Below are 18389 nucleotides of genomic sequence, written 5' to 3'. Positions count from 1 at the left end.
TCAGTGCTCCGCGGTCTGCTTGGCCACGGGCGCCGGGCCGTTCTGCAAACGCACGCGCTCGCCTTCGACGAACTTGCGCACCCAGACGAAGAACACCGGCACGAAGAAGATCGCCAGCACGGTCGCGGCGATCATGCCGCCGATCACGCCGGTGCCGATCGCGTTCTGGCCGCCGGAGCCGGCGCCGGTCGAAATCGCCAGCGGCAGCACGCCGAGCATGAACGCGAGCGAGGTCATCAGGATCGGCCGCAGACGCTGCTGCGCGGCGTGCACGGTCGCCTCGACCAGACCCATGCCGTGTTCGTAGTTGGCTTTGGCGAATTCGACGATGAGGATCGCGTTCTTCGCCGACAGGCCGATCGTGGTCAGCAGGCCGACCTGGAAGTAGACGTCGTTGCCGAGGCCGCGCAGCAGCGTCGCCAGCACCGCGCCGAGCACGCCGAGCGGCACGACCAGCATCACCGACAGCGGGATCGACCAGCTCTCGTACAGCGCCGCCAGACACAGGAACACGACCAGCATCGAGATCGCGTACAGCGCAGGGGCCTGGCCGCCGGACTGGCGCTCCTCGTACGACAGGCCGGTCCATTCGTAGCCGATGCCGGCCGGCAGCTTGGCGATCATCGCCTCGACCTGCTGCATCGCCTCGCCGCTGCTGTGCCCCGGCGCCGGCTGGCCGAGGATCTCGGCCGAGGCGATGCCGTTGTAGCGCTCGAGCTTTGGCGAGCCGTAGATCCAGTGGCCGCTGGAGAAGGCCGAGAACGGCACCATCTGCCCGGCGCTGTTGCGCACGTACCACTGCCCGAAATCCTCGGGCTTCATGCGCGACGGCGCGTCGCCCTGGATGTAGACGCGCTTGACGCGACCGCGGTCGATGAACTGGTTGACGTACGAGGAGCCCCAGGCCGAGGACAGCGTGTCGTTGATGTTGCCGATCGTCAGGCCGTAGGCGCTGGCCTTCTCCCAGTCGATGTCGACCTTGTACTGCGGCTCGTCGGACAGGCCGTTCGGACGCGTCGCGATCAGCAGCGGGTTCTGCGCCGCCATGCCGAGCAGCTGGTTCCGCGCCTCCATCAGCTTGGCGTGGCCGAGTCCGCCGCGATCCTGCAGCGCGAAGTCGAAGCCGGTCGCATTGCCGAGCTCGACGACGGCCGGCGGCGCGATCGCGAAGATCATCGCGTCCTTGTAGCCGGCGAAGCGGCCCATGACGCGGCCGGCGATCGCCTGCACGCGATTCTGCGCGCCGGGGCGCTCGGCCCAGTCCTTGAGCATGACGAAGGCCATGCCCGAGTTCTGGCCGCGTCCGCTGAAGTTGAAGCCGCTGACCGTGAACACCGAGTTGACGACCGCTTTCTCCTCGTTGAGCAGGTAATCGCGAACCTGCGCCAGCGCTGCGTCGGTGCGCGTGTTGGTCGCGCCCGGCGGCGCCGTGACCTGAATGAACATCAGGCCCTGGTCCTCGTCCGGCAGGAACGCCGTCGGGATGCGCGTGAACAGCCAGCCCATCGCCACGACGAGCACCACGTAGATCACCATGTAGCGGCCAGTGCCGCGCAGCACGCGGTGCACACCGGATTCATAGCAGCGGTTGCTGGCGTCGAAGAAGCGGTTGAACCAGCCGAAGAAGCCGCGCCGCGGCGCGTGCTCGCCGTGCGCGGCCGGCTTGAGGATCGTCGCGCACAGCGCCGGCGTGAAGATCAGCGCGACCAGCACCGACAGCGCCATCGCCGAGACGATGGTGATCGAGAACTGGCGATAGATGACGCCGGTCGAGCCGCCGAAGAACGCCATCGGCAGAAACACCGCCGACAGCACCAGGGCGATGCCGATCAGCGCGCCGGTGATCTGCTGCATCGACTTGCGCGTCGCGTCCTTCGGCGACAGCCCTTCCTCGGCCATCACCCGCTCGACGTTCTCGACCACGACGATGGCGTCGTCGACCAGCAGGCCGATCGCCAGCACCATGCCGAACATCGTCAGCGTGTTGATCGTGAAGCCGGCCGCGGCCAGCACCGCAAAGGTGCCGAGCAGCACCACCGGCACCGCGATCGTCGGGATGAAGGTCGCGCGCAGGTTCTGCAGGAACAGATACATGACGAGGAAGACGAGCACGACCGCCTCGAACAGCGTCTTGATCACTTCCTCGATCGACAAGCGCACGAACGGCGTGGTGTCGTACGGATAGACCACGTCCAGACCCTGCGGGAAGCTCGGCCGCAGCTTCTCGATGGTCGCGCGCACGGCGGCGGCGGTGTCGAGCGCGTTGGCGCCGCTGGCCAGCTTGACGGCGATGCCGGAGGCCGGCTGGCCGTTGTACAGCGCGTGTATCGCTTCCGACTCACCGCCGAAGCTGATGCGGGCGACGTCGCCGAGACGCACCTGCGAGCCGTCGGCGTTGACGCGCAGCAGCACGTTTTCGAAATCCTGGACCGTCTGCAGGCGCGTCGGGCCGATGACCGTGGCGTTGAGCTGCTGGCCCGCCACCGCCGGCAGGCCGCCGAGCTCGCCCGACGAGATCTGCACGTTCTGCGCCTGGATCGCGCTCTTCACGTCGACCGGCGTCAGGCTGTAGCTGTTCAGCTTGGCGGGGTCGAGCCAGATGCGCATCGCGTACTGCGAGCCGAACACCTGGTAGTCGCCGACGCCCTTGGTGCGGCTGATCGCATCCTGCACATTGGAGACGATGAAGTCGGCGATGTCGTTGCGGTCCATGCGGCCGTCGCGCGACACGAAACCGACCACGAGCAGGAAGTTGCGCGTCGCCTTGGCGACGCGGATGCCCTGCTGCTGCACTTCCGTCGGCAGCTGCGGCTGCGCCAGCGAGAGCTTGTTCTGCACCTGCACCTGCGCGGTGTCCGGGTTGGTGCCCTGCTCGAACGTCAGCGTGATCGTCATGCTGCCGTCCTTGTTGCTCTCGGACGAGAAGTACATCAGGTGATCGATGCCGGACAGCTGCTGCTCGATGACCTGCGTGACCGTGTTCTGCACGGTCTCGGCCGAGGCGCCGGGATAGCTGACGCTGATCGAGATCGACGGCGGCGCGATCGCCGGATACTGCGCGACCGGCAGCGAGCGGATCGACAGCACGCCGGCGAGCATGATGACGATCGCGACCACCCACGCGAAGATCGGGCGGTCGATGAAGAAATTGATCATCAGCGCGCTCCGGTCTGCGGAGCGGCGGCGGGCGCGGCGCCCTGTTCGACAGCCTTGACCACGGCACCGGGCCGCACCTTCTGTACGCCCTCGACGATCACGCGCTCGCCGGCCTTGACGCCGCCGGTCACCAGCCACTGGTCACCGACCGTGCGGCGGGTCTGCAGCACGCGCGGCTCGACCTTGCTCTCGGCGTTGACGACCAGCGCCGTCGCGTCGCCGCGCTGGTCGCGCGTCACCGCCTGCTGCGGCACCAGCAGCGCGGTCTCGTCGATGCCTTCCTGGATCTGCTCGTGCACGAACATGCCCGGCAGCAGCAGGCCCTCGGGATTCGGGAACACCGCGCGCAGCGTCACCGAACCGCTGCTCGGGTCGACCGTGACCTCGGCGAACTGCAGCTTGCCGGCGTGCTCGTAGGCGCTGCCGTCCTCGAGCTTGAGCTTCACCTCGGCCTGCTGCTCGCCGACCTTCTTGAGCTGGCCGCTCGCGAACTCGCGCTGCAGGCGCAGCAGCATCGTCGCCGGCTGGGTGACGTCGACGTAGATCGGATCGAGCTGCTGGATCGTCGCCAGCGCCGTCGTCTGGCCGGCGGTGACCAGCGCCCCTTCGGTCACCGACGAGCGGCCGATGCGGCCCGAGATCGGCGCCAACACCTTGGTATAGACGAGGTTGATGCGCGCGGTCTCGAGCGCCGCCCGGGCCGAGGCGACGTCGGCCTGCGCGGACAGATTCGCCGCGACCGCGTCGTCATAGCTCTGCTTGCTGACGGCGTTGGCGGCGACCAGACCCTCGTAGCGCTCAGCCAGCGTCCGCGCCGACTGGGCCTGCGCCTCGGCGCGCGCCAGCGCGGCCTTGGCGCTCTCGTAGCTGGCCTGATAGGTCGCCGGATCGATCTGGTACAGCGGCTGGCCGGCCTTAACCTCGCCGCCCTCCGTGAACAGGCGCTTGAGGACCACGCCGCCGACCTGCGGCCGCACCTCGGCGACGCGATAGGCCGTGGTGCGGCCCGGCAGCTCGGTCGTCAGCGGCACCGCCTGCGTCTTCAGCGTCACGACGCTGACCTCGGGCGGCGGCGGCGCGGCCTGCTCGGCCTTGCCGCCGCAGGCGGCGAGCACGGCGAACGCCACGCAGGCGACAGGACGAAGGCCGGAGCGCTTCACAGCTTCGGACGGTGCGGAAATCGGGGACATGGCCATAGAGTGCGGGGGCACGACGGGCTGAAGGGGCGTCGAAGCGCTGCGCAACGCAATAACGGGCTTGCGCTTCACCGGCTCATGAACCGAAAGCCAGTGTGCGGGCGCGACGAAGTCGACGCAAGAGTTTAGAATGAGCGTTCATTCTAGGCCTGGGTGTCGCGCGCCACAAGCCCGACGACCTCAAGAGGACCCCATGACCGATGCAGCGCCCCGCAACCCCGAACGCAACGAGCAGCGTCGCCGCCAGATCCTGGCCGCCGCCGCCGAATGCTTTCAGCGGCGCGGCTTCCATAGCGCCAGCATGGCCGAGATCTCGAAAGCGGCCGGCATGAGCGTCGGCCACATCTATCACTACTTCGAGAACAAGGAAGCGATCATTCGCGCGATGGTCGAGGCCAAGGCGCAGGAAGTCGTCGACAAGATGGACGAGCTGCGCCGCCACCCGGACGTGCTCGCCGCCCTCGTCGAGAAAGTCGACGAAGGCATGGCCAAGCAGACCGAGCGCGCCAGCGCGGCGATGACGATCGAGGTGCTCGCCGAGGCGGCGCGCAGCCCCGGCATTCTCGGCACCTTGTGCGAATCCGACCGCGTGGCGATGGCGAAGATGAAGGAAACGCTGATCGCCGCCAATCCGGCGCTGGCCGCCGACCCGCGCCTGCTCGACGGCCGCACCAACCTGATCGCGGCCCTGTTCGACGGCCTGGCGATCCGCGCCCTGGTCAATCCGGACTTCGACCGCGAGGGCCTGCTCGCGGCGCTGCGGCTGACGATGCAGACCCTGCTGCGCGAACCGCCGGCCGGCAACGGCGGAACGCGCTGAGCTTCAGTCGCGACCGGACACGAACGCCGCGCCGGTCGGCAACGCGGCGCCGCGCCAGACACGCCAGGCGACCGGCACTTCGAGGACGAGTGTGGCGAGCACGCCGAGCGCCGCGAAGCCGAGTGCGATCGCGTCGCCCGGATAGCGCACCGACAGCCGCGTACCCAGCAGCGCGAGCAGCAGCAGGCTGGCGGCGAAACCGCCGTTCGACATCGCCAGGAACTGGCGGCGGTCGTTGCGGGCGACGTCGAAGCGGAACAGGAACACGCTGCGGATCCGCTCGGCGTAAACGACGCGCGCACCGCTGGCCCGCGCCCCGACCAGATGCCCCCATTCGTGCACGAGAAAAGCGGCGAGCGGAATCAGCAGCCCGGCGGCGAGCGCCGCCGGCCACGCGTACGCCGAAGCGGCGTCGTGCAGGACGTGGCTGCCGCGCCAGACGCCGAGCGCCAGCGCGATCACGCCCAGATCGCGGACGATCAGGCGGCGCGGCAGGCGCATCGGCAGCGGGGCTTCAGGCGGCCAGCGGCGGCAGCTTGCGGCCGTGCCGGGCGAGGTAGTGCGCGGTGATGTTCGGCACGTCGGTGAACGGCGTGACGATCTCGTAGACGCGCTCGTAGCTGGCGCGCTTGATCTTCCACCGGCCGTCCTGCTTGACGTAGGTGTCGCGGTAGAACGAGGTGCCGTCGGTGATGATCTTGTTGCGCAGATCGAGGAACCAGTCCTTCAGGTACCACTGCCCGGTCGCCTCGGTCGGCGAGACGAAATCGATCTCCGGATGATTGACGTGATGCACGGCGATCGCTTCCGAGTGGAAGGCGTTGGCCAATGCCTCGAGCACCACGTCGCGGCCGGCGGCTTCGAACACGTAGCTGCCGCCGACGTAGCGCACGCTGACGTCCTCGGTGAACAGGTCCTTGAGCTCCGCGAAATTGGCGGTGTCGATGCAGCGGCAATAGGCGTACTTCAGGCGCCGGATCAGTTCCAGGTCTTCGAGCGGCAGGGACATCGCTTCTCCTCGGTCGGCTGCGGATTCGCGACGACTCTGGCGCGAAGCCGGCGGCGCGGCCTCATGCGTCCGGATGACACCCGCTCAGACGCCGAAGCCACCCGACACGTTGATCTGCTGGCCGGTGACGTAGTTCGCGGTGGCGAGGTAGACCGCGGCGTTGCCGATGTCCTCCGGCTGGCCCCAGCGCTTCAGGCACAGCAGTTTCTGCGTCTCGTCGATCCACTTCTGGTCGAACACGCCGCGCTTGGTCAGTTCGAGGAACATGCCGGCCTCGATCACGCCGACCAGCACCGAGTTGGCGCGGATGTTGTGCGCGCCCTCTTCCTTGGCGATGCCCTTGATGAAGGCCTCGTTCGCCGCCTTCGGCACGACGGACAGGCCGTCGCGCTGCGGGAACCACAGGTGGCCGGCCGAGCCGAGATGCACGTACGAGCCACCGCCGGCCTCGCGCATCGCCGGCAGCGTCGCCTGCACCGCGTGATAGAAGCCATGCACCTCGATGTCGATCGAACGCTTCCACAGCGCCTCGTCGGCCTGGCTGAGGAACACCTGCTCGACGACCGGGCCGGCCGCCCAGACCACGGTATGGATGCGGCCGTGCGCCTGGAGTACCTCGGCGACCGTCGCCTGCACCTGCGCCGCCACGGTGACGTCGGTACGATGCGCCGTCACCGCGCGGCCGAGCGCCTTGATCTCGCCGGCGACGCGCTCGGCGACGTCCTGCTTCGCGCGATAGGCGATCGCCACATCGCTGCCGGCCGCCGCAAACGTCCGGGCGACGCCCTGGCCGATGCCGCCGCTGCCGCCGAACACCAGCACCGCGCCCTTCGGAAACGTCGCCATGCCGCACTCCTCGTCTGTCATCGTGTGATCGAACCACGCCGATCATGCGGAGCTGGCGGCATCCGGGGCATCCTCCATAGGGACGATCGCGAAGCACGCCTTCGATGAGCACGCCGTGCCAGCAAGCGGTATGGTCGACATGGAGCTTCACTCGATCCCGCCATGCCCGCCAACCGCCGCTGCTTGCCGCACCCTATGGGACTCACCCGATCGATCCGCGCCGCGCTGCTGACACTGCCGCTGCTGCTGCCGCTCGCCGGCGCCAGAGCCGGCGCGGACCATGACGACCTGCCGGCCGTGAAAGGCCTGCCCGGTACCTGCGCCACGCCAGCCTATCCGCGAGAGTCACTGATCGCCGGCGAAAGCGGCTCGGTGCTGCTGTCGCTGCTCGTGGCCGCAGATGGTCATGTGGAGAAGATCGAAGTGGCGCAATCCAGCGGCTTCGAGCGTCTCGATCGCGCCGCGGTCGATGCCATGCGCCCCTGCCGATTCACGCCGCCCATCGTCGACGGCCAGCCTGCCAGCGCCTGGGGCAAAATGAAGGTGACGTTCGCGCCGCAACAGGGGCTGGTCCCTCCGGCGCTCGCCGGCGTGTCGCAGGCGCTGCACATGCGCAAGTTCGTCGCGGTCATGGGCCATGGTTGCAGTTCGCGCGCTCCGGAGCAGGCGGACGCCGTGCAGGCGGCGCTGCTGGCCTGGCATCAACGCAACGACAGCGTCGCCGCGCAGATCAACGCCTACAAAGAACGCTACTACGAGCAGGTGCGCCGCCAGTCCGGCGATCCGACGATCCGCGATCCACAGCAGCGCCTCGAATGGGAGCTGCAGTCGACGAGCGACCAGCCGGTCGCGTCGGCGGCGGCTTGGCTGCGAGCACTGCCACCCGACGAACGGGGACGCTACTGCGAGCGCTTCAGCCAGCAGCTGATTGCGGGCCAGCTCGATCTGCAGTCGGTCATCATCCGCTTTCCGGAACTGGAAGCGGGACTCGCCAGCACATCGACCGCCTCGCCCTGACGCCTGGGATCGCTTGGCGGCAGAACCGCCGCAGAACCAATCGCCGTTGCTTCCGCCGCGGCGCAGGCCCCGCTTCCACTCAGCTCGCGGCCGTTGCCATCCGGACTGCGGTTTCGCGATCGGCCGCCCCGTACAGCGCGCCCTCCCCGCCGTGGCCCGGCAGCTCGACCGGACCTTCGTAGCGCAGACCGAGCCTTTCGAGCAGACGGATCGACCGGGCGTTGCCGGTCTGCACGATGGCGACGACGCGGTGCAGGCCGAGCGTGTCGCGGCCGTACTGCAGCACGGCCGCTGCCGCCTCGTGCGCGTAGCCGCCGCCTTCGTAGGCCGGCAGGAAGGCGAAACCGATGTCGGGCGCATCCAGCGTCTCGCGGCGCAGCAGGCCGCAGAGGCCGATCGGCGTCGCCGTCGCGCGCAGCCCGACGAGATAGAGCCCGAAGCCGTGGCGCGCGTAGCTCGCGCGCGGGCCCTCGGCGATGTAGCGCAGGGCGCCGGCGTGATCGCGCACGCCGCGATCGCCGATGTAGCGCAGGAAGCCCGGCGTGTTCAGCAGCTCGACGATGAAGGCGGCGTCGCCGTCGTCGACCTCGCGCAGGCGCAGGCGCGGGCTGGCGACGACGAACGCCGCCTCGCTCATGCCGGCGCGGCGGCGGGGGTAGCGGCAGCGCTGTCGATGGCGTGCGCGAACTCGCGGTAGTAGCGAATCGGCCGCTCGTCGCGGCGCACGAGGCCGGCGCGCACCAGCTTGCGCAGCACGCGGTGATTGGCCTCGCAGAGAATCGCGCGCACGCCGCGGCGCTGCAGGTTCTGGATCGCCTCTTCGAGCGTCTGGATGCCGGTGATGTCCATGAACGGCACGCGGTTCAGGCGGATGACGATGCAGCGCGGATCGGTGTGCGTCTGCTGCAGCGCGCGCTCCAGGTTCTCGACTGCGCCGAAGAAGAACGGCCCGTCGATCGAATAGACGATGACGTCGTGCGGCAGCGCGGCGTGGCCGGCGGCGGCGAGTTCGGCCTGCAGCTTGGTTTCGTCGAGCTTCTGCACCTCGACCGACGAGGACATGCGGCGCAGGAACTGCAGCATCGCCAGGATCACGCCGATGTTGACGGCGACGACGAGGTCGGTGAACACGGTCAGGCCGAAGGTGATCAGCAGAATGCCGACGTCGGCGCGCGGCGCGGTGCGGGCCATGCGCACGAAGTGCTTGGCCTCGCTCATGTTCCAGGCGACGACGAAGAGGATCGCGGCGAGCGCGGCGAGCGGGATGCGGCCGGCCAGCGGCGCAACCAGCAGCAGGATCAGCACCAGCGTGACCGAGTGCACGATGCCGGCCAGCGGCCCGGTGCCGCCGTTGCGGAAGTTGGTCGCGGTGCGCGCGATCGCGCCGGTCGCGGCGAAGCCGCCGAACAGCGGCGTCAGCACGTTGGCGATGCCCTGGCCGATCAGCTCCTGGTTGGAGTCGTGGCGGGTGCCGGCCATGCCGTCGGCGACGACCGCCGACAGCAGCGATTCGATCGCGCCGAGCATGGCGATCGTGAACGCCGCCGGCACCAGCGTGATGAGACGGTCGAAGCTGACGTCCGGCAGCGCGAAGTGCGGCAGACCGCGCGGGATGCCGCCGAAGGTGCTGTCGATGGTCGCAACGCCCTCGAAGTGGAAGACCGACTGCAGCACGGTGGCGACGACCATCGCGAGCATCGGCCCCGGCACGCGGGCCAGACCCGGCAGGCGCGGCCCGTACAGCACCAGCAGCAGGCTCAGCGCCGCCAGCGCGGTGGTCGCCGGATGCAGCTGCGGCAGCGACTGCAGCAGATGCAGCAGCTTTTCGTGGAAGTGCGCGCCGCCGGCCGCCGGCAGGCCGAAGAATTCCTTCCACTGGCCGACCCAGATGATGACGCCGATGCCGGCGGTGAAGCCGGTGATGACCGGATCGGGAATGAAGCGGATGACGGCACCGAAACGGGCGACGCCGAGCAGGATCAGGATGATGCCGGCCATCAGCGTCGCCAGCATCAGGCCGTCGATGCCGTAGTGCGCGGTGATGCCGGCGAGGATGACGATGAAGGCGCCGGTCGGACCGGCGATCTGGATGCGGCAGCCGCCGAACAGCGACACGGCGAGGCCGGCGATGATCGAGGTGTAGATGCCCTGCTCGGGCTTGGCGCCGCTGGCGATGGCGAAGGCCATGGCGAGCGGCAGGGCGACGATGCCGACGATCAGGCCGGCGACCAGATTGGGCACCCAGTGCCGGCGCCCGAACAGGCCGGCCCTCGCTGCCTCGACGACCGCGATCATGTGCGGATCCCTTGCATGACTGGAAGGGGCGCAATGATACAACTCCAGCCCCCTCCCCCCGCGATGATTTGCGTCAAACGCCGTCCGCGGCGGCGAGCGCCGGACGGTCGCGCCCGAACAGCACGCGCAGATAGTCCTGCTGCGCGGCGAGCCCGCGGCGGATCAGCCGCTCGCGGCCGCCCGGCCAGGCGCGCCAGCCGAGGTGCACGAGCAGGCGCGGCGGCGCGCTCAGCAGCGGATACCAGGGCCAGATCCCGTCGGGCAGGCCCAGCGCGCGCATGCCGCGCGCGCCGATGAAGCTGCGCGCGATGCTGAGATGCTTGGCGCGGTTCCAGCGGCCGCGCAGCGCGGCGAAGTTCGCGTAGTGGCGCTGCAGCGGCTCGTCGCGCAGGGCGCGGCCGAGCAGGCGGCTGCTCTCGTCCGGCGGCGCCTGCGCCAGCAGGTTCTGATAGAGGGCGACGCGACCTTGCTGCTCGGTATCGCAGAGCCAGCGCGGCTCGACGCCGATCAGCCAGCCGATGTAGCGCCACAGATGCATCACCGCCGCGCCCTCGCGGCGGCGCAGCGGCACGCCGAGCAGGCGCTGACCGAACAGGTAGATCACCGAGAACGCGAGGTAGGTCGCCTGCAGATCGCCCTGGTTGATCGGCAGGCCGTATTCGTCGGCGTCCCAATCCGGCCGCGCGGCGACGCGGCGCCGCACCAGCGCGTGGATCAGTCGCACCTGCAGCGTCGCCACGTAGCCCGGCGCGCCGCGCGCCATGCCGCCGGGCCGCGTGCAGGCGACCCACCACTGCGTGGTCTCGGCGACGCGACGCTGCGCGCCCTTCTCCAGGGCGCCGGTGAGCAGCAGCGTGCGATTGATCGCCGCGGCCTGATAGCCGGCGAGCAGGCCGAGATCACGCAGCACGTCGAGCCCGGTCAGACCGGCGATGCCGGACACGCGGGCGCCCTCGTCGCGCCGCGCCGCATCGACCCAGTCCGGCGTCGCCTCGATCCGGCAGAAGAATTCGCGCAGCGGCACCGGCGCGTCGGGCAGCGCCTCGATGCCGCGCGCGGCAGCGAGATCGAACAGCGGCCGGCTGCGCGCCAGCCCTTCGCTCACCATCCACGCCAGCAGCCGGTCCATCGGCGCATCGCCCTGCGTCCACGCGGCGCCGAGCGCCTGCCACTGCGCCGGCGTCGGTTCCGGATCGCCGTCGATCAGGCGGCGCAGCGGCCGCGCGATGCGGCGTGCGACCTGCGGATCGGCGCCGTGACGGCGCGGCACGGGCGATGCGGGAGCGGCGGCCTTGTCCATGCCGGCACGCTAATGCGAGCATTTGCTCGCATTCAACTCGCGTCCGTGCCGATGAGAAAACAGCCCGCGCAGCAACGGTCCCGGCAGATGGTCGATGCGCTGCTCGACGCCGCCGAGCGCGAGATCGGCACGCGCGGCCTCGATGCGACCACGACCAACCACGTCGCCGCGCGTGCCGGCGTCAGCATCGGCTCGCTGTACCAGTACTTCGCCGGCAAGGATGCGATCGTCGAGGCGCTGCTGCAGCGACACGCGCAGCGTCTGCTCGCCGCCGTCGACGCCCGCCTGCGCACGCTGCTCGACGCCGACCCGCATACGGTGACGCAGCGCGTGCTGGAGGCCGTGTTCGAGCAGGTCGAGCGCGATCCGGCGCAGCGCGAACTGGTCCGCCACTGGCACCGCCTGCGCACCGGGGCAACCTTTCAGGCGCTCGAACAGCGCATGTTCGAGCACTGCCGCCTCTACCTGCTGCGCCATCACGACGAATACCGCGTGCCGAACCTGCCGGCGGCGCTGTTCGTGGCGATCAATTCGCTGCATTACACGGTCGCGCACTACCTGAGCCTCGACGCGCCGCTGCTGTCGCGCGACGAGGTGATCGACGCGCTCGCCGACCTGCTCGCGGCCTACCTGCGCGGCGCGGCGCCGGCGAAGCCCGCGGCGCGGCGGCGCACGCCGGCGGCACGCGTGAAGGCCGCCGGCAGCGCCAGGAAAGCTCGTAAGAGTTGATCCACCGTCATTGCGAGGCGCAGGCGACGAAGCCGTCCAGCCGCGCACGACGCCAGTGGGGTGCTGGATCACCACGGCCGCGGCGCGGCCTCGCGACGACGGCGCGATCCAGCCTTCGTTAGTCGACAAGCACCTTGAGCCGTTCGAGCCGCGTCGCGGCGATCCGCCAGCCTTGCGCGCCGCGCCGGTAGCGGTCGTGGTAATAGCCCCAGCCCTGCAGCGAGCGGAACGGCAAGGGGCAGCGCGCCGCGTCGATCACCCAGATGCGGTCGTGCAGGGTCCAGCGGCCGCGCGCCTCGTCGGCCGACAACAGCTCGATCTCCGGCATGCTGGCGCTGTGCACGGTGACCGTGCCGTCGAGCACGGCGAGCGTGTTGCGGACGAAGGCGTCGGGGTCGCGTTGCAGCAATGACGCATCGCCGTCCGGCGACTCGCTGCGGAAGTCGGTGACGGCATCGTCGGTGAAGACACTGCGCAGCAGCGCGGCGTCCTTGCCGTCGACGCCGCGGAAATAGCGCGCCTTCAGGCAGCGGATCGCTTCGAGCGCGTCGGCCACTTCGTTCGGGAGCATGGCCTCAGCCCGCCCCGATCATCGCCTTGGCCTGGCGCACGGCCTCGACGATCGCCGGCCGCGCGTCGCCGCGCCGGTAGCCGAGCAGCGCCACCTCGGCGGCGTCCGGCTCGTAGTACAGCAGCGTGCCGCGGCCGGCATAGATCATCGCGTCCGGCAGCAGCGGATGATTCTCGTCGCGCGCCGGCACGACGATGTCCTGTCCGGCGGCGTGGAAGACCGTCGTCATGTAATCGGCGAAGCTGAGATTCTCGTCGCCGACCAGATAGGCCTTGCCCGATTCGCCGCGCGCGAGCGCCCCGGCGATCGCCTCGCTCAGCGAGCGCGTCGAGATGAAGTTGACGCCGCCGGCCGGCGCGAACACCGGCATCGGCGCCATCTGCCCGAGCGCGTAGCGCGTGTACAGATCGAACATCGGCACCTTCAGGCCCGACACGCGGCCGACCACGAACGGCGCGTTGATCGAGGTCACGTGGAAATCCGGCGTCGCCAGCGCGCGCACGCCGGCGCAGGCGAGATGGCGCGAGCGCACATACGGCACGCGCTCGACCAGCTCCGGCCGCACCTGCGGATAGAAACTGCCGACGTGCACGGCGCGGCGCACACCGGCGGCGCGGGCGCGGGCGAAGAAGCGCGGCACGCCCTCGATGTTGGCGCGCTGCCAGTGCGCGTCGGCGTCGGCGTCGCGCGCGAGGTGGCGGATATCGTTGCCGGCGGCGAACACCAGCGTGTCGAAGCCGGCGAGCCGCGGCGGCGGAAAGCCCTCGCCGCTGATGTAATCGCCTTCGATGAACGGCAGCGAGGCCAGCGCGCTGCCGGGCTGCGGCGGACGGCGCGCGGCGATCGTCACGCGATGGCCGAGCGACTGCAGGTGCAGCGCGGCGTGGCCGCCGATCAGGCCGGTCCCGCCGAGCACGAGAACATCGTCTGGCATGGCGCCTCCTTTCAAACCCCGTTGCGCAGCGCGGCGCTGCGTCCGGCCTGACGCCCGAAGAACGTCGCGTCGGCGAGCGACAGCCCGGAGCTGTAGCCGGCGCCCCAGCGCGGCAGGCCGCTGGTCGTGCGGCCGGCGGCGTAGAGCCCCGGCACCGGCGCGCGGCCGGCATCGAGCACCTCGCCGCCCGGCCGCGTGTCGATGCCACCGAGCGTGAACGTGAAGTAGGTGCAGTAGTCGATACGGCAGTCGAGCGCGACGAACGGCGGCTGCGTCAGCGGTTTGAGCCACTTCGGCTGCTTGTGGAACAAGGGGTCGGCGCCGCGCGCCGCATGCGCGTTGTAAAGCTCGACGGTGCCGGTCAGCGCGCCGGCCGGCAGTTCGAGATCGCGCTCGACTTCCGCCCAGCTCTCGCCGGCGGTGGCGATGCGGATGCGCGCGAAGTCGCTGAACTCCGGCTCCTTGAAGATCTCGCCGTCGGCAAGCAGATAGAAGCGCGTGCCCGGCTGCTGCAGGATCGCCTGCGCGGTACGGCCGTGATAGCCGTCCTCGTTGATGAAGCGCTGGCCCTGCTCGTTGATGAAGATGCCGCGGATCAGCGATTCCGGCGGATACCAGGGCAGCGTCACGAAGCCCTCGCTCATGTGGATCGCATGGCCGCCGACGCTCTGCGCCAGATGAATGCCGGCGCCGTCGTCGACGGTGCCGATCGGCGTGTTGGCGCGCAGCAGCTGCGGCGCGTGCTGCTGCAGCATGGCGCGGTTCATGATGAAACCGCCGGCGCAGAGGATCACGCCGCGGCGCGCGCGCACGAAACGGTCGCGGCCGTCGCGGCGCACGACCAGGCCCATCACGCGGTTGGCGTCGTCGGCGATCAGCGCGACCGCGCGCGCATCGCAGCGGACATCGACGCCGAGTGCCTGCACGCGCGCGGCGAGCACGTCCATCAGATACTTGCCGCCGCCCATGCCCATCCACTGCGGCGTGTGGCCGCGCGGACAGGGCCGCGCCCGCTCGCGGAACGGCCAGGCTTCCTCGCTGCCGCTCCAGATCAGGCAATCGTCGCTGACCGGCTCGACGATGCGCTGCGCAATGAAGGAATTCTTGTAGACCACGCCCTGCGCGACCAGCCATTCGTAGTGCGCGAGGCTCTGCTCGGCGTAGAGCCGGCACTTGTCGGCGTCGGCGTCCGGGCCGCCGGCCATCAGCAGGTACTGGTACAGATCCTCGGTGTCGTCGGTGAAGCCGGCGCTGCGCTGGATCGGCGTGCCGCCGCTGCCGCCGAGATAAATCTCGCCGCCGGACAGTGCCGAGGTGCCGCCGTGGCCGGAGCCGGCTTCGAACAGCGTCACCTTCGCGCCGAGCCCGGCCGCTTCGATCGCGCTGCTGGCGCCGGCGGCGCCGAAGCCGACGATCGCGACCTCGGTCTCCAGATCCCAGCGCGGCACTTCGTGCGGCCGGCACGGACGATGACGCGAATACGGGGCGGACGCCTCGCTCATGCGGATTCTCCTCTCGGGCCTGCCAGTGCGGCGTCGGTGCGCCGTCTCGAATAGGCGCAGCCTAGTGGCTGGCCGGCACGCAAAAATCGCTCAAGCGGATGAGGTGAGCGCCGCGCGCGCGGTCTTCAGCGCGGCAGTTCGTAGAGCAGGTGATGGCCGAGCTCGCCGAGCAGGTCGGTGCGCAGGACGCGCTCGACGAAGTGCCAGCCGGCCGCGTCGCGCGCGAAGCGATCTTCGTAGCGGCCGGCGATGATGGCCTGCAGCGGCAGGCGCTCGACGGCCTGGAACACGGTATAGCGCGACCAGGCCCGCGCGCCGGCAGCGCCGGCGTCGATCTCGATGCGCACATTGCTGACCAGGTGCTGCGTGCGCGGCGTGCCGTCCGCGTAGCGCCGCGCGCTGGCCTCGTACAGCGCCCGCACCGCCTCGGCGCCTTCGTAGGCCAGCCCGAGCGCCGGCGCGACGATGCGGCCGCGCGCGAACAGGGCGCCGATCGCGGCGAAGTCGCCGTCATCCATGTGCTCGGCATAGCGGTACAGCAGATGCTCGATCGCGCGTGCGTCGTCCATGCCCGTCTCCCCCGTCGTCCACGGCGTCCGCTACGCAGCGCGCCGCCGATTCGCTACAGTCCGGCCATTGCCGCCGATCCCGCGCCGACCCGGAATTCCCATGAGCCTGCTGCTGAGCGGCCTGCACACGCTGATCGGCCTGATCGTCATCGTCAATCCGCTGCTCGGCGTCTCGGCAATCGCCACGCTCACCGCCGGCGACAGCCGCGCGCACCGGGCACTGACCGCGCGCTACGCGGCGATGACGATCGCCGTGGTCCTGATCGTCTCGGCGCTGGCCGGCGAATTCCTGCTCGCGCTGTTCGGCATCAGCATCCCCGAGTTCAAGGTCGGCGGCGGCATCCTGATCCTGCTGATGGCGATCGCCATGCTCAACGCCAGCCCCGGCAACACGCGCCAGACGCCCGAGGAACAGAGCGAGGCGCATGACAAGCGCCAGGTCGGCGTCGTGCCGCTCGGCATCCCGCTGCTCGCCGGCCCCGGCGCGATCAGCGCCGCGATCATCTACGCGCAGAAATCCGGCGGCCCGCTCGGCATGACGGTGCTGCTCGTCGACATCCTCATCGTCGCGCTGCTGACCTGGCTGGCGATGCGCTCCAGCGATTTCCTCACCAGTTTCATCGGCCAGACCGGCCTCAACATCGCGACCCGCATCATGGGCCTGATCCTGTCGGCGATCGCGATCGGCTTCATCGCCTCGGGACTGCTGGTGCTGTTCCCGGTGCTCGGCAGCCCGGCGCACTGAGCGCCCGCACGCTCAGCGCAGCCGCGCGCCGCCGTCGACGCCCAGCACCTGGCCGTTGATCCAGGCGCCGTCGTCCGACATCAGCATCGCCACCACCGCCGCGATGTCCTCGGAACGGCCGAGGCGCGGGCTGCGCGTGATCGCCAGCGTCGCCTGCCGCAGATCCTCGGGAAAGTGCTCGCGCAATTGTTCGGTGAGCACCAGGCCGGGCGCGATCGCGTTGGCGCGCACGCCAGCCTTGCCCCAGCGTGTCGCGACGTGCCGCATCAGTGCCTGCAGGCCGCTCTTGCTGACGGCGTACGACACGCGCGTCGGCTCGCCCATGTCGGCGGCGCCGGAGCTGGTATAGACGATCGCGCCGCCGCCGCGCGCGAGCAGCGCCGGCAGCGCGGCGCGCGTGCACAGCAGATGGCCGCGCAGATTGACGCGCAGCGTGCGGTCGAAGATGTCCAGCGGCACGTCGAGCGCGTCGGTGTCGTCGAGCAGCGCGCGCATGTCGGCGGCGTTGACGTGAATGCCGTCGAGACCGCCCCAGTCCCGGACCGCGGCCTGCACCAGCGCCGCGACGCTGGCCTCGTCGGCGATGTCGCAGTGCTGGCCGCGCGCCGTGCCGCCGTCGGCGACGATGCGGGCGGCGACGCGCTCGGCGGCGACGCCGTCGAGATCGCCGACCAGCACGGCCGCGCCCTCATCGGCCAGACGCCGCGCCGTTTCCGCGCCGATGCCGGAGCCGCCACCGGCGACGATCACCACCTTGCCTGCCAGTCTGCGCATCGCCATGTCTCCCGCTGCCTGGCGGTGATCCGCCGCGTTCACGTCCGCGCCTGCACGGCGGCGTCGATCCGGCCGCCCCGGCCGGCGTTCAGCCGTCCCGGTTCGCGGTCGCCGCGTCGAGGAAGGCCGGCCGCTCGCCGCCGCCGTGCAGCACGAGGTTGGTGCCGGACAGATAGGCGGCAGCGTCCGAGGCCAGCCAGGCGCAGGCCTCGCCGATGTCGGCCGGCGTCGCCAGGCGCCCGAGCGGGATCGTCCGCGCCACCGCGGCGACGCCCGCCTCATCGCCGAAATGCAGGTCGGCATGCTCGGTCAGCACCGGCCCGGGGCTGACGGCGACGACGCGCGTCTTCGGCGCCCATTCGACGGCCAGCGTCTGCACCAGATTCAGCACGCCGGCCTTGGCGGCGCCGTAGGCGGCGGTGCCCGGCGAGGCGCGCAGGCCGCTGACGCTGCCGATGAAGACGATGACGCCGCCGCGCGGCTGCGCCTGCATCATCGCGTTGGCCTTCTGCGCCAGGTGCAGCGGCGCCAGCAGGTTCAGCTGGATGATCTTCTCGTGCAGGCGCGGCGAGGCCTTGTCGGCCATCGCGAACGGCGCGCCGCCGGCGTTGTTGACGAGCACGTCGAGGCGGCCGTGGCGCTGCGCGATCTGCGCGAACAGCGCCTCGACCGCGGCGGCATCGCGCACATCGGCGGCGATGAACTCGGCGCGGCGGCCGTCGACCTCCGGCAGCGCGTCCGGCGCCTCGCGGCCGCAGACGACGACCGCCTCGCCCTGCGCCAGGAAGCGCTCGCTGATGCCGCGGCCGACGCCCTTGGCGCCGCCGGTGACGAGCACGGTTCTCGGTGATTGCGCCATCCTCGTTCTGCAGCCTCGGCGAGTGTTCCCGCGCACTGTACGCAGCCGCGGCGGTGCCGGCCTCATC

Annotated in this window: 18 protein-coding genes; 4 read left to right on the top strand and 14 right to left on the bottom strand. The window is 70.3% G+C overall.

Going from position 1 to position 18389, the window contains the following annotated elements; translation table 11 throughout:
- Together H149_RS0102300 and H149_RS0102295 are read right to left on the bottom strand one after the other, a co-directional pair.
- Nucleotides 1-3156 (bottom strand): efflux RND transporter permease subunit, encoded by a 3156-nt coding sequence (locus tag H149_RS0102300; RefSeq protein ID WP_020648114.1) that lies wholly within the window; start codon nt 3154-3156, stop codon nt 1-3.
- Nucleotides 3156-4346 (bottom strand): efflux RND transporter periplasmic adaptor subunit, encoded by a 1191-nt coding sequence (locus H149_RS0102295; RefSeq protein ID WP_039747762.1) that lies wholly within the window; start codon nt 4344-4346, stop codon nt 3156-3158. The genes H149_RS0102300 and H149_RS0102295 overlap by 1 nt, the downstream gene beginning before the upstream one ends.
- A gap of 199 nt (nt 4347-4545) precedes the next feature.
- Between H149_RS0102295 and H149_RS19410 the strand changes: the two genes are divergently transcribed.
- Complete coding sequence (locus tag H149_RS19410) at nt 4546-5172, top strand: TetR/AcrR family transcriptional regulator (RefSeq protein ID WP_020648112.1); 627 nt, start codon at nt 4546-4548, stop codon at nt 5170-5172.
- A 3-nt stretch (nt 5173-5175) separates the two neighbouring features.
- Here H149_RS19410 and H149_RS0102285 read toward each other — a convergent pair whose 3' ends face one another.
- The 3 genes from H149_RS0102285 to H149_RS0102275 all read right to left on the bottom strand — a co-directional run bounded on the left by H149_RS0102285 (nt 5176) and on the right by H149_RS0102275 (nt 7027).
- A complete protein-coding gene (locus H149_RS0102285) occupies nt 5176-5673 on the bottom strand; it encodes a hypothetical protein (RefSeq protein ID WP_020648111.1) in 498 nt (165 codons plus the stop codon).
- Nucleotides 5674-5686: 13 nt separating this feature from the next.
- Complete coding sequence (locus H149_RS0102280; protein WP_020648110.1) at nt 5687-6181, bottom strand: nuclear transport factor 2 family protein; 495 nt, start codon at nt 6179-6181, stop codon at nt 5687-5689.
- A gap of 84 nt (nt 6182-6265) precedes the next feature.
- Nucleotides 6266-7027 carry an SDR family NAD(P)-dependent oxidoreductase gene (locus tag H149_RS0102275; RefSeq protein WP_020648109.1) on the bottom strand — a complete coding sequence of 254 codons (762 nt, stop codon included), beginning with the start codon at nt 7025-7027 and terminating at the stop codon, nt 6266-6268.
- A gap of 162 nt (nt 7028-7189) precedes the next feature.
- Between H149_RS0102275 and H149_RS21910 the strand changes: the two genes are divergently transcribed.
- Nucleotides 7190-8044, top strand: a complete 855-nt coding sequence (locus H149_RS21910) for an energy transducer TonB (RefSeq protein WP_083930759.1) — start codon at nt 7190-7192, stop codon at nt 8042-8044.
- A 79-nt stretch (nt 8045-8123) separates the two neighbouring features.
- On the opposite strand, the gene H149_RS0102265 is transcribed toward H149_RS21910, so the two are convergent.
- From H149_RS0102265 to H149_RS0102255, 3 genes are all read right to left on the bottom strand, one after another.
- Nucleotides 8124-8681 carry a GNAT family N-acetyltransferase gene (locus tag H149_RS0102265; RefSeq protein ID WP_020648107.1) on the bottom strand — a complete coding sequence of 186 codons (558 nt, stop codon included), beginning with the start codon at nt 8679-8681 and terminating at the stop codon, nt 8124-8126.
- Nucleotides 8678-10339 (bottom strand): SulP family inorganic anion transporter, encoded by a 1662-nt coding sequence (locus H149_RS0102260; protein WP_020648106.1) that lies wholly within the window; start codon nt 10337-10339, stop codon nt 8678-8680. Before H149_RS0102260 ends, H149_RS0102265 begins: the two co-directional genes overlap by 4 nt.
- 73 nt (nt 10340-10412) lie before the next feature.
- Nucleotides 10413-11609, bottom strand: coding sequence for an oxygenase MpaB family protein (locus H149_RS0102255; protein ID WP_211213517.1), 1197 nt, complete (start codon nt 11607-11609; stop codon nt 10413-10415).
- An 81-nt stretch (nt 11610-11690) separates the two neighbouring features.
- Here H149_RS0102255 and H149_RS0102250 point away from each other — a divergent pair, with 81 nt between their 5' ends.
- On the top strand, nt 11691-12368 hold the full coding sequence (locus tag H149_RS0102250) for a TetR/AcrR family transcriptional regulator (protein ID WP_169518300.1): 678 nt from the start codon (nt 11691-11693) through the stop codon (nt 12366-12368).
- 118 nt (nt 12369-12486) lie between these two features.
- Here H149_RS0102250 and H149_RS0102245 read toward each other — a convergent pair whose 3' ends face one another.
- From H149_RS0102245 to H149_RS0102230, 4 genes are all read right to left on the bottom strand, one after another.
- The gene (locus H149_RS0102245; RefSeq protein WP_020648103.1) at nt 12487-12939 is read right to left on the bottom strand and encodes a nuclear transport factor 2 family protein; all 453 of its coding nucleotides are present in this window, start codon (nt 12937-12939) and stop codon (nt 12487-12489) included.
- 4 nt (nt 12940-12943) lie between these two features.
- A complete protein-coding gene (locus H149_RS0102240; RefSeq protein ID WP_020648102.1) occupies nt 12944-13873 on the bottom strand; it encodes an NAD-dependent epimerase/dehydratase family protein in 930 nt (309 codons plus the stop codon).
- An 11-nt stretch (nt 13874-13884) separates the two neighbouring features.
- The gene (locus H149_RS0102235) at nt 13885-15375 is read right to left on the bottom strand and encodes an FAD-dependent oxidoreductase (RefSeq protein ID WP_026352767.1); all 1491 of its coding nucleotides are present in this window, start codon (nt 15373-15375) and stop codon (nt 13885-13887) included.
- Nucleotides 15376-15500: 125 nt separating this feature from the next.
- Nucleotides 15501-15944: a nuclear transport factor 2 family protein gene (locus H149_RS0102230; protein ID WP_020648100.1), complete on the bottom strand. Its 444-nt coding sequence runs from the start codon at nt 15942-15944 to the stop codon at nt 15501-15503.
- Between the two features lie 100 nt (nt 15945-16044).
- Here H149_RS0102230 and H149_RS0102225 point away from each other — a divergent pair, with 100 nt between their 5' ends.
- The gene (locus H149_RS0102225; RefSeq protein ID WP_020648099.1) at nt 16045-16689 is read left to right on the top strand and encodes a MarC family protein; all 645 of its coding nucleotides are present in this window, start codon (nt 16045-16047) and stop codon (nt 16687-16689) included.
- Between the two features lie 12 nt (nt 16690-16701).
- On the opposite strand, the gene H149_RS0102220 is transcribed toward H149_RS0102225, so the two are convergent.
- Nucleotides 16702-17469, bottom strand: a complete 768-nt coding sequence (locus tag H149_RS0102220) for an SDR family NAD(P)-dependent oxidoreductase (RefSeq protein ID WP_020648098.1) — start codon at nt 17467-17469, stop codon at nt 16702-16704.
- Between the two features lie 82 nt (nt 17470-17551).
- Nucleotides 17552-18322 carry an SDR family oxidoreductase gene (locus H149_RS0102215; protein WP_026352765.1) on the bottom strand — a complete coding sequence of 257 codons (771 nt, stop codon included), beginning with the start codon at nt 18320-18322 and terminating at the stop codon, nt 17552-17554.
- Nucleotides 18323-18389: the final 67 nt, after the last annotated feature.

The sequence above is a fragment of the Solimonas variicoloris DSM 15731 genome (assembly GCF_000382285.1).
In the GTDB taxonomy this organism is placed as follows: Bacteria; Pseudomonadota; Gammaproteobacteria; order Nevskiales; family Nevskiaceae; genus Solimonas; species Solimonas variicoloris.
This window is presented reverse-complemented; position numbering and strand designations above follow the sequence as displayed.

Excerpts from the sequence above, each read along its gene's own strand:
- H149_RS0102300 (WP_020648114.1), bottom strand. The coding sequence starts at position 3,156 with ATGATCAATTTCTTCATCGACCGCCCGATCTTCGCGTGGGTGGTCGCG.
- H149_RS0102295 (WP_039747762.1), bottom strand. The coding sequence starts at position 4,346 with ATGTCCCCGATTTCCGCACCGTCCGAAGCTGTGAAGCGCTCCGGCCTT.
- H149_RS19410 (WP_020648112.1), top strand. The coding sequence starts at position 4,546 with ATGACCGATGCAGCGCCCCGCAACCCCGAACGCAACGAGCAGCGTCGC.
- H149_RS0102285 (WP_020648111.1), bottom strand. The coding sequence starts at position 5,673 with ATGCGCCTGCCGCGCCGCCTGATCGTCCGCGATCTGGGCGTGATCGCG.
- H149_RS0102280 (WP_020648110.1), bottom strand. The coding sequence starts at position 6,181 with ATGTCCCTGCCGCTCGAAGACCTGGAACTGATCCGGCGCCTGAAGTAC.
- H149_RS0102275 (WP_020648109.1), bottom strand. The coding sequence starts at position 7,027 with ATGGCGACGTTTCCGAAGGGCGCGGTGCTGGTGTTCGGCGGCAGCGGC.
- H149_RS21910 (WP_083930759.1), top strand. The coding sequence starts at position 7,190 with ATGCCCGCCAACCGCCGCTGCTTGCCGCACCCTATGGGACTCACCCGA.
- H149_RS0102265 (WP_020648107.1), bottom strand. The coding sequence starts at position 8,681 with ATGAGCGAGGCGGCGTTCGTCGTCGCCAGCCCGCGCCTGCGCCTGCGC.
- H149_RS0102260 (WP_020648106.1), bottom strand. The coding sequence starts at position 10,339 with ATGATCGCGGTCGTCGAGGCAGCGAGGGCCGGCCTGTTCGGGCGCCGG.
- H149_RS0102250 (WP_169518300.1), top strand. The coding sequence starts at position 11,691 with ATGAGAAAACAGCCCGCGCAGCAACGGTCCCGGCAGATGGTCGATGCG.
- H149_RS0102245 (WP_020648103.1), bottom strand. The coding sequence starts at position 12,939 with ATGCTCCCGAACGAAGTGGCCGACGCGCTCGAAGCGATCCGCTGCCTG.
- H149_RS0102240 (WP_020648102.1), bottom strand. The coding sequence starts at position 13,873 with ATGCCAGACGATGTTCTCGTGCTCGGCGGGACCGGCCTGATCGGCGGC.
- H149_RS0102235 (WP_026352767.1), bottom strand. The coding sequence starts at position 15,375 with ATGAGCGAGGCGTCCGCCCCGTATTCGCGTCATCGTCCGTGCCGGCCG.
- H149_RS0102230 (WP_020648100.1), bottom strand. The coding sequence starts at position 15,944 with ATGGACGACGCACGCGCGATCGAGCATCTGCTGTACCGCTATGCCGAG.
- H149_RS0102225 (WP_020648099.1), top strand. The coding sequence starts at position 16,045 with ATGAGCCTGCTGCTGAGCGGCCTGCACACGCTGATCGGCCTGATCGTC.
- H149_RS0102220 (WP_020648098.1), bottom strand. The coding sequence starts at position 17,469 with ATGGCGATGCGCAGACTGGCAGGCAAGGTGGTGATCGTCGCCGGTGGC.
- H149_RS0102215 (WP_026352765.1), bottom strand. The coding sequence starts at position 18,322 with ATGGCGCAATCACCGAGAACCGTGCTCGTCACCGGCGGCGCCAAGGGC.